Origin of the sequence: Comamonas terrigena NBRC 13299 (genome assembly GCF_006740045.1) — a bacterium.
Taxonomy (GTDB): domain Bacteria; phylum Pseudomonadota; class Gammaproteobacteria; order Burkholderiales; family Burkholderiaceae_C; genus Comamonas; species Comamonas terrigena.
Genome location: NZ_AP019749.1, coordinates 3,852,638 through 3,868,508, shown reverse-complemented (window position 1 = coordinate 3,868,508; position 15,871 = coordinate 3,852,638). Strand labels below are relative to the sequence as shown.

General features: G+C 65.8%; 10 protein-coding genes and 2 tRNA genes. 3 read left to right on the top strand and 9 right to left on the bottom strand.

The window, feature by feature from the left end; translation table 11 throughout:
- Nucleotides 1–3 precede the first annotated feature (3 nt).
- The 6 genes from bcsZ to CT3_RS17555 all read right to left on the bottom strand — a co-directional run bounded on the left by bcsZ (nucleotide 4) and on the right by CT3_RS17555 (nucleotide 6,146).
- Nucleotides 4–1,167 carry a cellulose synthase complex periplasmic endoglucanase BcsZ gene (gene bcsZ / locus CT3_RS17580; protein ID WP_066537503.1) on the bottom strand — a complete coding sequence of 388 codons (1,164 nt, stop codon included), beginning with the start codon at nucleotides 1,165–1,167 and terminating at the stop codon, nucleotides 4–6.
- Nucleotides 1,160–3,424 carry a cellulose biosynthesis cyclic di-GMP-binding regulatory protein BcsB gene (gene bcsB, locus CT3_RS17575; RefSeq protein ID WP_066537499.1) on the bottom strand — a complete coding sequence of 755 codons (2,265 nt, stop codon included), beginning with the start codon at nucleotides 3,422–3,424 and terminating at the stop codon, nucleotides 1,160–1,162. Before bcsB ends, bcsZ begins: the two co-directional genes overlap by 8 nt.
- Nucleotides 3,425–3,649: 225 nt before the next feature.
- Nucleotides 3,650–3,725 (bottom strand) — tRNA-Lys (locus tag CT3_RS17570).
- Nucleotides 3,726–3,784: 59 nt separating this feature from the next.
- A tRNA-Lys gene (locus CT3_RS17565) sits at nucleotides 3,785–3,860 on the bottom strand.
- Nucleotides 3,861–3,952: 92 nt separating this feature from the next.
- Entirely contained in the window at nucleotides 3,953–4,801 is an 849-nt protein-coding gene (locus tag CT3_RS17560) for an NAD(P)-dependent oxidoreductase (protein ID WP_066537492.1), read from the bottom strand.
- A 367-nt stretch (nucleotides 4,802–5,168) separates the two neighbouring features.
- Entirely contained in the window at nucleotides 5,169–6,146 is a 978-nt protein-coding gene (locus CT3_RS17555) for a GMP reductase (RefSeq protein ID WP_066537287.1), read from the bottom strand.
- Between the two features lie 320 nt (nucleotides 6,147–6,466).
- Here CT3_RS17555 and CT3_RS17550 point away from each other — a divergent pair, with 320 nt between their 5' ends.
- A complete protein-coding gene (locus tag CT3_RS17550; protein ID WP_066537281.1) occupies nucleotides 6,467–8,902 on the top strand; it encodes a UvrD-helicase domain-containing protein in 2,436 nt (811 codons plus the stop codon).
- A gap of 160 nt (nucleotides 8,903–9,062) precedes the next feature.
- Nucleotides 9,063–10,208 carry an FUSC family protein gene (locus CT3_RS17545; protein WP_083520443.1) on the top strand — a complete coding sequence of 382 codons (1,146 nt, stop codon included), beginning with the start codon at nucleotides 9,063–9,065 and terminating at the stop codon, nucleotides 10,206–10,208.
- Nucleotides 10,209–10,323: 115 nt separating this feature from the next.
- Here the strand turns inward: CT3_RS17545 and CT3_RS17540 are convergent, their stop codons facing one another.
- From CT3_RS17540 to CT3_RS17530, 3 genes are all read right to left on the bottom strand, one after another.
- Nucleotides 10,324–11,163 carry a BPSS1780 family membrane protein gene (locus CT3_RS17540; RefSeq protein WP_066537279.1) on the bottom strand — a complete coding sequence of 280 codons (840 nt, stop codon included), beginning with the start codon at nucleotides 11,161–11,163 and terminating at the stop codon, nucleotides 10,324–10,326.
- Nucleotides 11,164–11,309: 146 nt separating this feature from the next.
- Entirely contained in the window at nucleotides 11,310–12,287 is a 978-nt protein-coding gene (locus CT3_RS17535) for a homoserine kinase (RefSeq protein ID WP_066537277.1), read from the bottom strand.
- A gap of 107 nt (nucleotides 12,288–12,394) precedes the next feature.
- Nucleotides 12,395–12,751 carry a hypothetical protein gene (locus tag CT3_RS17530; protein ID WP_066537275.1) on the bottom strand — a complete coding sequence of 119 codons (357 nt, stop codon included), beginning with the start codon at nucleotides 12,749–12,751 and terminating at the stop codon, nucleotides 12,395–12,397.
- A 35-nt stretch (nucleotides 12,752–12,786) separates the two neighbouring features.
- On the opposite strand from CT3_RS17530, the gene polA reads away from it, so the two are divergent.
- Nucleotides 12,787–15,591 carry a DNA polymerase I gene (gene polA, locus CT3_RS17525; RefSeq protein WP_066537273.1) on the top strand — a complete coding sequence of 935 codons (2,805 nt, stop codon included), beginning with the start codon at nucleotides 12,787–12,789 and terminating at the stop codon, nucleotides 15,589–15,591.
- Nucleotides 15,592–15,871 lie beyond the last annotated feature (280 nt).

The following is a 15,871-nucleotide window of genomic DNA, read 5'->3' as shown; positions in this document are numbered from 1 at the left end:
CCCCTAAGCCTTGTACCAAGGCAGTTGCAACTGTCCCTGGGGGGTGAAGGCATAGTCCTTGCGCATCCAGCCCTGGCCGAACAGTGCCAGGCATTGTTCGTAATAGGCCGTGGGCCGCAGCGGCTGTGCCTGCAACCGCTGGCGCTGGGCATCGAGGGCGCGGCTGGCGCCCTGGGCCTGCAGAAAGGGCATCATGGCGGCACTGAAGCCGGACGGGCCGGGGCCGCTGATTTCCAGCGTGCGCGGGTGGATGTATTCGGGCGGGGCCTGGTCACGCTCGACGATGGCTGCCATCGGTGCCAGGGTCCGCAGCAACTGTGCGCGCCCCGGTGCCTGCGGATGCAGCATGCCGGCCCACAGGTAGGTGCGGATGGCGTTGTAGCCGCCACGGCCCTGGGCCTCTGTGTCGGTCTCGTCGGTCAGAAAGCCCAGCTGGCTGTCGTACAGCGTCCAGTCCGGCGAGATGCCTGCCGGGGCGCTGCGCACCAGCAGGTCCAGCGAGGCATCGGCCAGTTGCTGCCAGCCTGGTTCCTGCATCTCCAGGGCCAGTGCCTGCAGGACCTGCAGCGGCAGGTAGCTGGGGTTGAGCCGCCAGCGTTGGCCCGGCTGCTGCACAAACCCTTGCGCTCCCGGCAGCAGGCTGGGGCCCAGCCCGGGCAGTTGGGCCACTTCCTTTTGCCAGATCAGCGCTGCCAGCGTGCGGCCCTGGGCGGTGTAGGGTCGGTAGCGCCACAGGCGCCCGGCCTGCAGCAGGGTGTAGGCAATCCACAGGTCGGCATCGGATGCGGAATTGCTGTCGATCACGCCCCAGGCGCCGTCGTCCTGCCGACCCCACAGCCAGGCCGGCAGATGCTGGCCCAGATCGCCCTGGCTGAGGTTGTCGCGGGTCCAGTGCAGCAGGGTGTCGAAGCGGCGGCGGTCGTTGGCCACCAGGGCAAAGAACAGCGCATAGCTCTGGCCTTCGGAATAGGTGAGTGACAGCTTGCCGTCGTCCGAGACCACCCGTCCATCGGCCTGCATGAACTGCTGCGCAAAGCGCGGCCAGCTGGCCTCCACGGCCGTGGAGCTGGCGGCCTGGCTCCCGGGCACGGCGGACAGTGCGGCACTGGCTCCCACCCATTGCAGCCAGTGCCGGCGGTGCAACAGGCTGTGGGAGGGCTTATGCATCCGCTTGTTCCAGCCGGCGGCGGGCCAGCAGGCGCAGGCTGGCGTAGACCATGAAGGTGAACAGCAGGCCGGTCACGATGCCCAGCACGGCCAGCAGCACCGGATGCGCGTGCAGCCGGTACCACAGCGCGGTCCACCACGGCAGCTGGCCCACGTAGTACACATCCTGCACCCGGAAGCTCTCTGCCGCGTTGCCACGCAGCAGGGTCAGGTCGCCGCGCATGCGCTGCAGCGTGTCCACTGCGCTCAAGCCGTCGCGCACCAGCTCCAGGGCCTGAGGCTGGTTGGCCATCAAGGCCACCACGCTGCGGCCGCTTTGCAACGGAGATTCAAACCCGGCAACGGCTGCCAGCGGGCCGGAGCCCTGCAATGTTGCCTCTCCGCCGTGCTGGGGGCGCCAGGTGTTGGTGTCCAGGCGCATCAGGTCGGCAATGGTGTCCAGCACGCGCTCGGTCGGGCGCAGCGACTGCGCGCCGGCTTCCACCAAGGCGGGCAGGGCCTTGTGCCAGTGGTCGAGCAAGGGGTTGGCGGCGCCATCGGCGACCAGCAGCAGATCGCGGTCCCCGGCTTTGTCGGCCTGGCTGTAAGGCAGCAAGGTGAAGCGGGTGCCAGGGTAGCCGGTGGCGGCCGACAGCTGGCCAATGGCCGTCAGGTAGGTGGAAATGGCTTCCGGCGTGGGCTGGTCCGGGATCAGCACCGCCGTTTCCTGCAGGTCGGCGAACTTGCTGAACGGGAAGCCCCCGCGCGCAAAAGCCTGCAAGTCAGGCATGGCGATGTAGTGGTGCAGCTTCGAGATGTTGAGCGTGGAGTCGGGGTCGATGGCCGCACGCATTTCCTGCTGGGTGATGGAGGTGCAGCGACCCATGTCCGGTGCGGGGATTTGCACACCGACGTGGAAGCTGTTCTGGTTGCGCAGCAGTTCGGCAGGCAGCTGGAAGTGGCGCTGCACCAGGGCATCACCGGACCATCTGCTCACCTGGCTGAGGATGGCCGAAGGGGAAGTCTTGCTGGTGGCCCGCTCCAGCGGCCAGGAGTGCACAAACTGTTCGTTGAACAGCACGCTCACCATGCCGTGTTGCGAGACCTGGTTGGGGGTGTAGCGGTAGCGCAGGTCCACCGGGATGGTGCTGCCATTCCAGGTGAACAGATCGGGCGGCAGCTGCAGGCTGAGGTTCACCGCATCGTTGAGCGCATAGCCGCGCAGCTGCAGCTGCCCGGGATCGCGGGCCAGCTCGGCAATGCGCACCGGCCGGTCGGTGGCGATCCAGTTCGGGGCATCGTAGGGCTTGCGCAGGGCGGGCAGCTCCAGCGTCTTGACCGTCACGATATCACCGCTGAAGGCGGCGCGGCCGACGGCCAGCGCCTGCGCGGCGGTTTCCAGCTGGGCGCTGTCCTTGCCCAGCACCAGCAGCAGCTTGGCCGAAGGCACGCCGGGGTGGTCCACCAGCTGCAGCGTGGGCACGTTGACCGCTGGCAGATGGCGCAATGCGGGTGGGCGCTGGGCATTGGTGGCGAACACGATGCCGTGGCCGGCCGGCAACTGGTCGATCTGTGCCGTGAACGAGGTGCCCCGGTAGCCGGCCTGCTTGCCCAGCCAGGCCGCGACAATGCCTGCCGCCTTGAGGGTGGTGGCATCTGCGCCAGCGGCATAGACAAACTGGGTCTGCAGCTTGCGGTTGTCGCGTTGGTCAAAGAAGGGCAGGGGCAGGTGGGCCAGATCGTTGGGCAACTGCAGCTGGCGCAGCTGCAGCGTCAGGCGGCTTTCGTCGCTGAGATTGGCCCACAGGCTGGAGTGCGAGGGCAGCTCGCATTCCATGGTGTAGTGGCCGATGAACTGCAGGCGCAGCTTGTTGTAGTCCGCAAAAAAGCGCGGATCGATGGGGATGCGGATGTGCTGCGGCTTGCCCAGGTTTTCCTTGGGCAGGACCAGGGTCTGGACCAGTTCGTCGTTGAGGTAGACCTTGAGGTGGGACAGGTCGGCCAGCAGCGCGGGAGAGAAGGTGTAGTCCAGGCGCAGATCGGCGCTTTCCACCACCTCGTCGCCCCGCAGGCTGAAGTCCAGCGTGGTTTGTCCTTCGGTGCCGCGCAGGTTGATGCCGCCGGTGGCACCCATGCGGGCAAAGCTCAGATCAATCTGGCGGCCGGGCAGCTCGGCCAGCGTGGTGCCGGGGGGGCTGACCGCGGTGGGGCGCTCCTGGGCCCACAGCGCAGGCTGTGAGGGCAGCATGCCGGTTGCCAGCAGGGCAAGCGTCAGCATGTGGCGCTGGGAAAACGGGGAAGTCCGAAGCAGGTTTTTTTTCTTGCAGCGCAACATCGTCATTCCGAAAAAGGGCGAGATGGGACGCGTTCGAGCTTAGCCCGCATGCTGAAAAAAGCACCAGTATTTACATCGTGTGACGGGAATGATTGTTTCTATCTGTGCAAAAGTAGCGATAGAAGAATGGAAAAAGCATGCCTTGGGAGCCAAGGCAGGCTTTGGAGATGGTGGGCCCTGAGTGATTCGAACACTCGACCAACGGATTAAGAGTCCGCTGCTCTACCAGCTGAGCTAAGAGCCCTTTCGGTGTGAACCGAAAGTCGCCAATCTGAAAAACAATTTCAGACCGACTGAAAAAAGTGGTGGGCCCTGAGTGATTCGAACACTCGACCAACGGATTAAGAGTCCGCTGCTCTACCAGCTGAGCTAAGAGCCCACTTTTCTCGGATTGCGTTGCAACCTGAGCCCTCTATTATGCTCCACTTTTTTTGAGTGCGCAGCCAGGCAGTGCAAAAAAACGCAAAAACTTCACTGCAGCGCGTTGCGGCTGGCCAGCTCCACGAACAGGCCGCTGTGGTCCAGCCCGCCCAGGCCGTGCTCCACGCCGTCGGCGTAGAGCTTGGCAAAGAGTTCGGTGATCGGAGCATCGAAGCCGATCTCGCCCGCCGTGGCCAGGGCGTTGCGCAGGTCCTTGAGCTGCACGCTCATCTTGCCGTGCGGGGCAAAGTCGCGTTCCACCATGCGCTGGCCGTGCAGTTGCAGGATGCGGCTGTCGGCGAATCCGCCGGAGATGGCTTCGCGCACCTTGGCCATGTCGGCACCGCCCTTGGCGCACAGCAGCAGGGCCTCGGCCACCGCGCCGATGGTGATGCCCACAATCATCTGGTTGGCCAGCTTGGTGAGCTGACCAGTGCCGTGCGGGCCGACATGGGTGGCACGGCCCAGAGCGGCGAACACGGGCAGGGCGGCCGCAAAGTCTTCGGCCCGGCCGCCGGCCATGATGGCCAGGGTGCCGTTGTCGGCGCCCACGGTGCCGCCGGAGACCGGGGCGTCCAGATGGCGCAGGCCGCGTTCGGCCAGGCGCGACGCATGGTCGCGTGCCTCGCGCGGCTGGATGGATGCCATGTCGATGAACAGGCTGCCCTCGTGCATGCCGTGCACGGCGCCTGCGCCGCCCATGCCGAACAGCACCTCGCCCACCACTGTGCCGTTTTCCAGCAGGCTGATCACGATGTCGCTGTGCGCCGCTGCGGAGCGGGGCGTATCGTGCACCGTGGCGCCAAAGGCTTGCAGTGCCTCGGCCTTGGCTCGGGTGCGGTTCCAGACCTGCACCTGGTGGCCGGCCTCACACAGGCGGCGGGCCATGGGCGCGCCCATCAAGCCGGTGCCCAGTACGGCAATGCGCAAAGGTGGGGGAATGGGGGTGGTCAAGGCTGTGTCTCCCGAGCTGTCCGCTGTTGTGTGTGGTGTATGCGGATCATGCCGATGTGTAGCGGCCCGGAGCTTGCAGATGGCTTGCACCCGTATGCTGTTGGCGGCAAAACAGCTTTGCTTTTTAAGCTATCAAAAAAGAAGCTGCCTGTGCTCGTCAGAGTAGGAACACACGCTGTTTGTGGCGTGAACTCCAACGCTTTCGGGCGCAGGCAGCTTCGGCGGTTCAATTGTAAGAGTTTGCAGCCGGCGCCGGGCCGGCTGCGCCTGCCTGCGTCCGGGAGCGCGCAGCAGGATGTCGGGGCTTACCTCATTACATCAGCAGGTGTTCGCCGGCGTTGTCGCCGCCCAGGATCACGTAGTTGACCTTGCGGATGTCCATCAGCTTGGTGCCGCCGGCATAGCTGATGGAGGACTGCACGTCCTGTTCCATCTCGATCAGCGTGCTGCGCAGCGGGCCCTTGATGGGCTCCAGAATGCGCTTGCCTTCGACGTGCTTGTACTCGCCCTTGTTGAAGTCGCTGGCCGAACCGTAGTATTCCTTGAACAGCTCGCCGTCCACCTCCACGGTCTTGCCGGGCGATTCTTCGTGGCCGGCAAACAGCGAACCGATCATCACCATGGTGGCGCCAAAGCGGATGCTCTTGGCGATGTCGCCATGGCTGCGGATGCCGCCGTCGGCAATGATGGGCTTGGTGGCCACGCGGGCACACCACTTCAGCGCCGACAGCTGCCAGCCGCCCGTGCCAAAGCCGGTTTTGAGCTTGGTGATGCACACCTTGCCCGGGCCCACGCCCACCTTGGTGGCGTCGGCGCCCCAGGCCTCCAGGTCGATCACGGCTTCGGGCGTGGCCACGTTGCCGGCAATCACAAAGGCCGCAGGGATCTTGGCCTTCAGGTACTGGATCATGTTCTTCACGCTGTCGGCATGGCCGTGGGCGATGTCAATGGTGATGTACTCGGGGCAGATGTCATCGGCCACGAAGCGGTCCACCACGTCGTAATCGGCCTGCTTGACACCCAGCGAGATCGAGGCGTACAGGCCCTGCGACTGCATGGCCTTGGTGAATGCCACGTTGTCGATGTCAAAGCGGTGCATCACGTAAAAGTAGCCGTGCTGCGCCAAAAACTTGCAGATCTTCTCGTCCAACACCGTTTTCATGTTGGCGGGCACCACCGGCAGGCGGAAGGTACGGCCACCCAGCTCCACGCTGGCGTCGCATTCGGAGCGGCTTTCCACGCGGCACTTGCGCGGCAGCAGCAGGATGTTGTCGTAGTCGAAGATTTCCATGAGATTCCAAGCTCCTAAAGAGGTCGCAGCGAACGATTTCGCATTGCGATGGGGCGCTTGGCTTGGAGACCGGCTTTGCGGGTGCATCCCGCACGGGGGCACCAGACCTGCAGTTGCACAGGCACAAAAAACCGGACCACAAGTAACTTGGGCCCGGTGATTGATTCTATACGGCCTGCTCCGGCGCGGCAGCCGGCCGCACTGCAATGGTGGGTATATGCAAAACCATATACCGGTCTGCGGGCCATGCCGTCCCCTGTGCGGGGCCCCGCATCCCCGGGCAGCGGCGCAGGGCAGGGCGCGCTTTCTACAATGGCGGCATGTTTCCGCTCGATCTGCTCGACGGTGCCGAAGAATCTTCCGCACCCGCTCACCGCCCATCCTCTTTGCTGGACAACCTAAACGACGAGCAGCTCGCTGCCGTCACGCTGCCGGCCGGCCATGCGCTGATCCTGGCCGGCGCCGGCTCCGGCAAGACGCGGGTGCTGACCACGCGCATTGCCTGGCTGCTGCAAAGCGGCCAGGTCACGCCCGGCGGCATTCTGGCGGTCACCTTCACCAACAAGGCGGCCAAGGAAATGGTGGCCCGCCTGTCGGCCATGTTGCCCTACAACGTGCGCGGCATGTGGATCGGCACCTTCCACGGCCTGTGCAACCGCCTGCTGCGCGCCCACCATGTGGCGGCCGGCCTGCCCGCGACCTTCCAGATTCTGGACACGCAGGACCAGCTCTCGGCCATCAAGCGCCTGTGCAAGCAGTACCAGGTGGACGAGGAGCGCTTTCCGCCCAAGCAACTGGGCTGGTTCATTGCCGGCTGCAAGGAAGAAGGCATGCGCCCCAAGGATGTGGTGGCGTCCGACCCCGACACCAAGAAGAAAGTGGAGCTCTATCAGCTGTACGAGGACCAGTGTCAGCGTGAAGGCGTGGTCGATTTCGGCGAGCTGATGCTGCGCAGCTTCGAGCTGCTGCGCGACGATGCGGCGCTGCGCCAGCACTACCAGCGGCGTTTTCGCTTCATCCTGGTGGACGAGTTCCAGGACACCAACAAGCTGCAGTACGCCTGGCTCAAGCAGCTGGCCGGTGAGATGGTGGGCGGTCGCCTGCAATCGAGCTCCAGTGTGCTGGCCGTGGGCGATGACGACCAGAGCATCTACGCCTTCCGTGGTGCGCGCGTGGGCAATATGACCGACTTTGTGCGCGAGTTCGACGTGCAGCACCAGATCAAGCTGGAGCAGAACTACCGCTCGTTCAGCAACATCCTGGACTGCGCCAACGCGCTGATCAGCCACAACAGCCAGCGCCTGGGCAAGAACCTGCGCACCAACCAGGGCGCGGGCGAACCGGTGCGGGTGTATGAGGCCCCTACCGACCTGGATGAAGCCAGCTGGATGGTGGAGGAAATCCGCAATCTGGTGCGGCAGGACGGTGTGCCGCGCCAGGAGATTGCCGTGCTCTACCGCAGCAATGCGCAAAGCCGGGTGATCGAGTCCAAGCTGTTCAATGCCGGCGTGCCCTACCGGGTGTACGGCGGCCTGCGCTTCTTCGAGCGTGCCGAAATCAAGCACGCACTGGCCTATCTGCGCCTGCTGGAGAACCCGCACGATGACACCAGCTTCATGCGGGTGGTGAACTTCCCGGCCCGCGGCATTGGCGCGCGCTCGGTCGAGACGCTGCAGGAAACGGCGCGCGCGGCGGGCTGCTCGCTCAGCGACGCGGTCACCGCCGTGGGCGGTGCGGCCGGCACCAAGCTGCAGGGATTCGTGGCCAAGATCGACGTGCTGCGCGAAGAAACCCAGGGCAAGAGCCTGCGCCAGACCATCGAGCGCATGCTGGAAGCCAGCGGTCTGATCGACTTCTACCTGAACGAGAAGGAAGGCCAGGACCGCATCGAGAACTTGAAGGAGCTGGTGAACGCGGCCGAGAGCTTTGTGACCCAGGAAGGTTTCGGCAAGGATGCGATCGCCCTGCCCATCGACGAGCACAGCCGCGCCGACGCCGCGCTGACGCAAAGCCCGGCCAGCCAGGGCCTGAACCCCGGGCTGCCCATGCTGGACGTGCCGCTGGGCGGCACCGACGCCGAAACCGGCGAAACCCTGTCGCCGCTGGCCGCATTTCTGGTGCACGCGGCACTGGAGGCCGGGGACAACCAGGCCCAGGCCGGCCAGGAGGCCGTACAGCTGATGACGGTGCACGCCAGCAAGGGGCTGGAATTCGATGTGGTCTTCATCGGCGGGCTGGAAGAAGGCCTGTTCCCGCACGAGAACGCCGCCAGCGACAAGGGCGGGCTGGAGGAAGAGCGCCGCCTGATGTATGTGGCCATCACCCGCGCCCGCAAGCGCCTGTACCTGAGCCATTCGCAAAGCCGCATGCTGCACGGGCAGACGCGCTTCAACCTGCCCAGCCGCTTTCTGGATGAGCTGCCCGAGGCCAACCTCAAATGGCTGACCGCCAAGCAGCCAGGCTTTGGCACGTTCACGCCCAAGTTCGGTGGCGGTTCTGCCTATGGCAATGGGTTCCGTGCTGCGTCGGGCACCCGGTCGTCCGAGGTGTTTGCCAATCCCGTCGTGCCGCCGCAAAAGACGGTGCCGGGCCATGGCATCACCAAGGGCATCACCGTGTTCCACGCCAAGTTCGGCGAAGGCAAGGTGTTGGCCGTGGAAGGCACGGGTGACGATGCCCGTGCCCAGATCAATTTCCCGCGCCACGGCACCAAGTGGCTGGCGCTGGCGATTGCCAAGCTGACCATCGTGGAGTGAGGGTCCTGCGCCGCTGAACTGCCGAGGCCGCCCGGGAGGGCGGCTGTGCGGTCTGGCCCAGTGGGCCCCAACGGGCCGCGCTTGCGCCACTGTCTGACAGCCGCACCCGCCGGGTATCGGGTGTGATGAACCTCCTGGTTTGGCCGCAGAGAGGTCTTGCATGCACACCCCACCGGACCCCACCCCTCCCCCCTCCGCCGCACCGCAGGTGCCGCGCAGCGACACCGGGCTGCAGTTGCTGGAGCGTGCGCAGTGGCGCGACAGCGTGGCGCTGACCAGCCAGCCTTCGCTGCGCATTGCCACCGTGGCGGGCATGCAGGCGGCCCTGTCCGTGCTGCTGGCGGTGCTGCTGGTGCATGTCTCCCCCTGGCCGCACCTGGTGGGCTTTGCCGCGCTGGGTGCCCTGTCGGCGCTGTTTGGCCGTTTTGCACTGCTGCGGCTGCGCATGCGCATCGTCACCCTCTGTGCCGGGCTGATGGCGCTGGGCGTGCTGATCCCCTCGCTGGCCACGCTGGCCGGGGCCGGGCCGGCCACGATGCTGGGGGTGATGGCGCTGGTGGCCGGGGCCGCCACCCTGGTCGTCAGCCACTGGGTGCTGGGCGGGCCGGGGGCGGTGATCATTGTCTTTGCCACCGGTGCGGCGCTGGTCCCGGCGCCCGATGGACTGACCGTGGCCGCCCGCACCCTGGCCGCGCTGGCGGGCGGTGCCGTGGCATGTGCGACCTGCCGGGCCACCGACTGGCTGCGCAAGGATGCACTGCCCCACCTGGAACTGCCGCCGCCGGTGCCACCCCCGCTGCGGCTGGAGCTGCTGGTGGCGCTGCGCATCACCGTGGCCGCCGGGCTGTCCGCCTGGGTGGCCTATCTGGCGGGCATGCCGCATCCGGCGTGGGCGGCCATCGGCGCTGTGGCGGTGATGCAGGGCGCACACCTGCATATCACCATGAACCGGGCGCTGCAGCGCATGGCGGGCACGGTGGTGGGGGCGGTGGTGGCGTGGCTGATCCTGGCGCAGAACCCCGGCTTTGGCACGGTGCTGGCCTGCATCGTGCTGTTCCAGTTCGTCACCGAGGTCGTCATCGGCTTCAACTATGCGCTGGGCCAGATCGCGGTCACGCCGTCGGCGCTGCTGATGACCCACCTGGCGGCACCCGCCGCCGCCGTGGCCGGCATGCCGGTGGAGCGGGTGATGGACACCATCCTGGGGGCGGCGCTGGGCATCGGGTTTGCGGTGCTCTTCTCCACCCTGGACGACCGCCGTCAGCTGGCGCAGCTGCTGGCACGGGAATCGGGCACACGGCACTGAAACCGGTGCCGAAACCGTTGCCGTGTGGTCCAGGCATGCCGCATGCAAAAAGGGACGCCGTGGCGTCCCTTTGTCCTTTGCGGGGGAGGCCACTGCCTGGGGCAGTGGCGCGGCATCACGGCGTGGGGCCGGTGTCGTGCGGGGTGTAGGTGACGCCGCCGTCCTCTTCCAGTTCATCGTGGCCGTCCGGAGCCGAGAAGCAGTCGCGGAAGGTGAACACCACCGAGCTGAAGAACATGGCGGCCAGCATCATGGCCGCGCCGATCATCAGTCCGGCCGCGATATCGCCCACCAGGGCCGACAGCAGGGCGGTCACCAGCGCCAGCACCAGGCCGGTGGCAATGAACACGCCCATCCACGACAGAAAGAACACGGCAAACGCGGTCAGATTGCGCCAGCAGGCGATGAAGCTGAAGAACAGCGCCTTGGCGGGCGGGATGTTGTGCCAGTGCACCAGACCGGGCGCATGCCAGAACAGCAGCGACAGCGGCAGGTACAGCAGCAGGGAGAACCACATGGCGGCCTGGAAATCGGCTTCCTGGGCCAGCTCGGGCGTCATGGGGGTGGTGCCCAGGTACACCTGGGCGAACTGGCCGCCGTCGATCAGGGCGGACACGCCCATCACCAGCAGAAAGCCCACGGCATAGAAGGCCCCCAGCAGCGCCATGGCGTGCATGCGCTGGCGACCGGTGCGGAAGGCAACCAGCAGCAGTGCCGGCGTGGGCATGCGGCCCTGCAGGGTCTCGGCGGCGCCCACCATCATCACCAGCGACGCCGTGGGCAGCAGCGCCAGCGCCAGCGCCGGCCCGACCAGCGGGAACAGGGAGATCAGCGACATGGCGGCCATGCACAGGAAGAACAGGGCCGACAGCGCCATCGGGTGGCGCCAGAAAGTCTGTATGCCCTGGCGGACCCATTGGGCACCGGTGCGGGCGGGAACGATATTGAGTTTCATGACCGGGAAGTGAAAGGGCCGGACGGGCGCGGGCAGGAGGCCGACACAGCGGCAACCCGCGGCGCGCGGGAGGGGACCTGAACACAGGACTGTACCCCAGCCGCCCAAAGCCCCCGGCGGGACGGGCCGGATGGCGGGCGGCGGTGTCAGGCCAGGGCGACCGGGCGCTCGATGGCGGTCAGCGGATGGGCCACGCGCTGGCGCAGCACGCGCTCGAAGTGGGTGGGGTCGTGGGGCTGCAGCAGCGCGGCCTCACGCGGCAGATAGAAGTCCCACAGGCGCGAGACCCAGAAGCGCAGCGCACCGGCGCGCAGCATGGGGTTGAGCAGCTCGCGTTCGGCCGCTTCAAGCGGGCGCACGGCCTGGTAGGCGTCCAGCATGGCCTGGGCCCGGGCCGCGTCGTGGGCGCCGCTGGCGTGGTCGATGCACCAGTCGTTCAGGCACACGGCCAGGTCGAACAACCAGGTGTCCACGCCGGCAAAGTAGAAGTCGAAAAAGCCGGTCAGTTCCTCGCCGTCGAACATCACGTTGTCGCGGAACAGGTCGGCGTGGATGGGACCGCGCGGCAGGGCGGCGTGGCTGGGGCTGGCGGCCACATGGTTCTGGAACGCCAGTTCGCTGCGCAGCAGGTCGGCGGCATCCTGTTCCAGATAGGGCAGCACCACGGGCACGGTCTCGTTCCACCAGGGCAGGCTGCGCAGATTGGGTTGCTCGCGGGCGTAGTCACGGCCGGCCAGGTGCATGCGGGCCAGCATGTCGCCCACGGCGGCGCAGTGCACGGCCTGGGGCTGCAGCTGGCTCTTGCCGCGCAGCTTCTGCACCACGGCGGCAGGCTTGCCGCAGACCTTGTGCAGGATGTCGCCGCTCTTGGCGTCGGCCTGGGGGGCCGGCACGGGGATGCCGGCCAGCGCCAGGTGCTTCATCAGATACAGGTAGAACGGCAGTTGCTCGAAGGTCAGGCGTTCAAACAAAGTAAGCACCCACTCTCCTTGATCGGTTGTCAGGAAGTAGTTGGTGTTCTCGATGCCGCCCTGAATGCCGCGCAGTTCGGTCAGGTTGCCCAGAGGGACACGGCGCAGCAGGTCGCGCGCCTCTTTGTCGGAGACTTCGGTAAAAACGGCCATCGCTCAGGACGCTCAAAAAAACAGGGGGGTGAAAACGAACAACGCCGACACGCACTCCGAAGAGGCCGGTGCCGGCGCAGAGGCAATGGGCCGCAAGGCCCGGGCGCTCAGAACTTGAGGTTCCAGACACGGCGGCCATTGGTGCCGTCGTTGCCGTTCTGGTTCACGCCGTCGCGTGCGGCATTGCCGGGCTTGACCTCATAGGACGGCATATTGCCGACCTTGGGCTGCACATTGATGCTTTGCGTCTGACCGCCCACGCGCAACTCGTCCACCCGGCTGCCGGCATCTTCTTCGCGAATGCGCTCGATGCGCTGGTTCTGGCGCGACGGAGCGGCGCTGTTGTCCTGCTGGGGCTGGCCCGCAGGCGCAGGGGCCGCAGCGGGTGCGGCCTCGCTGGAAGGCTGTGCCCACGCCACAGCGGAGGCCAGAACGGCGATGGAAAAGAGGATAGGTGCGCGCATAGGGAGATTGTAGTGGCGCGTGCACAATCTTGGGTATGAGCAATTCCAAGACATTGGTGCTGGTGGACGGTTCCAGCTACCTCTACCGCGCCTACCATGCCATGCCCGACCTGCGGGCCGTTCCCGGCGACCCGGCCAGCCCGGCCACGGGTGCCATCCGCGGCATGGTCAACATGATGCAGGCGCTGCGCAAGGATGTGCAGGCCGACTACGCCGTCTGCGTGTTCGACACCAGTGGTCCTACCTTCCGCGACGCCATGTACGACCAGTACAAGGCCACGCGCTCGCCGATGCCCGACGATTTGCGCAGCCAGATCGAGCCCATCCACGAGGTGGTGCAGCTGCTGGGCTGGAAGGTGGTGGCCGTGCCCGGCGTGGAGGCGGATGACGTGATTGCCACCCTGGCGCAGACAGCGGCGGCACAGGGCATCAATGTGATCGTCTCCAGCGGCGACAAGGACCTGAGCCAGCTGGTGAACGAGCATGTGACCATCATCGACACCATGAACGGCAAAAAGCGCGACATCGCCGGCGTGACGGCCGAGTTCGGCGTGCCGCCCGCCCAGATGATCGACTACCAGGCCCTGGTGGGCGACACCGTGGACAACGTGCCCGGCGTGACCAAGGTGGGCCCCAAGACTGCGGCCAAGTGGCTGGAAGAGTATGGCTCGCTGGACAATCTGATCGCCAATGCGGCGGCGATCAAGGGCGTGGCCGGCCAGAACCTGCGCGATGCCATCGCCAGCGGCCAGTTGGCGCTGAGCCGCCAACTGGTGACCATGAAGACCGATTGCGACCTTTCCGGGCATGTGGCCGGCCTGCCGCAGCTGGACAGCATCACCCTGGGCGAGCCCGATAACGCCGGTCTGGCGCCTTTCTACGAAAAATACGGTTTCAAGGGTCTGGTGCGCGCGCTGGGTGCGGTGGCGGCGGAAGCCACAGCTACCAAGAAGTCCGCTCCCGCATCCCCGCAAGGCGGTCTGTTCGATGCGGATGACGCCGCCACCACCGAAATCGCGGTCGAAGCCCAGCAGCGAGATGTGGTCTATACCACCATCCTGACCGAGGACGCGCTGGACCACTGGCTGGCCAAGCTCCAGGCGGCCGAGTTGGCGGCACTGGACACCGAGACCGATTCACTGGATGAAATGGTCGCCCAGATTGTGGGTATCAGCTTCAGCGTGGCCGTGGGCGAAGCGGCCTACATTCCGCTGCGCCACGAAGGCATGGATGTGCCCGAGCAGCTCGATATGGCGCTGGTGCTGGCCAAGCTCAAGCCCTGGCTGGAAGATGCCTCGAAGAAGAAGCTGGGTCAGCATGTCAAATACGACCAGCATGTGTTTGCCAACCATGGCATCACCGTGCGCGGCTACGCGCACGACACCATGCTGCAGTCCTATGTGCTGGAGGCCGACCGTCCCCACAACCTGACCAGCCTGGCACTGCGCCATGTGAACCGCACCGGCATCAGCTACGAAGACCTGTGCGGCAAGGGCAAGAACCAGATCCCGTTTGCCCAGGTGAGTGTGGACAAGGCGGCGGCGTACAGCTGCGAAGATTCCGACCAGACGCTGGATGTGCATGGCGTGCTGTGGCCGCGCATCCAGGCCCATGCCGGCCTGCTGCACATCTATGAATTGGAAATACAGACCAGCGAGGCGCTGTTCCGCATCGAGCGCAATGGCGTGCGCATCGACGCTGGCGAGCTGGCGCGGCAGAGCAACGATCTGGGGGCGCGCATCCTCAAGCTGGAGGAAGATGCGTACGAGATCGCAGGCCAGCCTTTCAACCTGTCATCGCCCAAGCAACTGGGCGAGATCTTCTTCGACAAGCTGGGCATGCCGGTGGTCAAGAAGACCGCCACCGGTGCGCGCAGCACCGATGAGGAAGTGCTGGAAAAGCTGGCCGAGGACTACCCGCTGCCTGCCAAGCTGCTGGAGCACCGCAGCCTGTCCAAGCTCAAGGGCACCTACACCGACAAGCTTGCCCAGATGGCCTTGCCCAGCGATGGCCGGGTGCACACGCACTACGCCCAGGCGGTGGCGGTGACGGGGCGCCTGTCCAGCAATGACCCGAATCTGCAGAACATTCCGGTGCGCACACCGGAAGGCCGCAGGGTGCGCGAAGCCTTTGTCGCGCCCGAGGGCAAGCTGATTGCCAGTGCCGACTATTCGCAGATCGAGTTGCGCATCATGGCCCACCTCTCCGGGGATGAAGCCCTGCTCAATGCCTTCCGGGACGGTCTGGACGTGCACCGTGCCACGGCGGCCGAGGTGTTTGGCGTCAGCGTCGATGCCGTCAGCAGCGAGCAGCGCCGCTACGCCAAGGTCATCAATTTCGGCCTGATCTACGGCATGAGCAGCTTTGGCCTGGCCAAGAACCTGGGCATCGAGACCAAGGCCGCCGCGGCCTACATCGACAAATACTTCCAGCGCTACCCCGGCGTGAAGCGCTACATGGACCAGACCGTGGAGCTGGCCCATGCCCAGGGCTATGTGGAGACTGTGTTCGGACGCCGCCTGGTGCTGCCCGAGATCAATGGCGGCAACGGCCCGCGCAAGAAAGCGGCCGAGCGCGCTGCCATCAACGCGCCCATGCAGGGCACGGCGGCGGACCTGATCAAAAAGGCCATGGTGGCTGTGCAAGCCAAGTTGGATGCCGAAAAGCCCGAGGTCAAGGTCATCATGCAGGTGCACGATGAACTGGTGTTCGAGCTGCCCGCGTCGGAAAAAGACTGGGTCCGGGCGGAAATCCCGGTACTGATGGCGGGGGTGGCCGACCTGGCCGTGCCGCTGCTGGCAGAGATCGGTTTTGGGCCGAACTGGGAAAAGGCGCACTGAGCACTTTCCGATCAAAGGCGCCACCCGCCGTCCGTCCCCCACTGCATGCGCACAGAGGGAAAAGGCCTGCTGGCATTCGTGCGCAGGAGGGTGTACGGGTTTGGAGGGTGGGCACTTGCTTGTAAGACAAGTGCTTGTAGAGCTTGTGGGACAAGGACCAATGGCTATGGCGCTCTGCGTCCCCTTGCAGGATCATCTGCTATCAGATTATTCAGCAGGGACTCTATGCCATGCAGTACCCAAGCTCTACAACGTATATGTTCCGTCACGCCCGCCGACC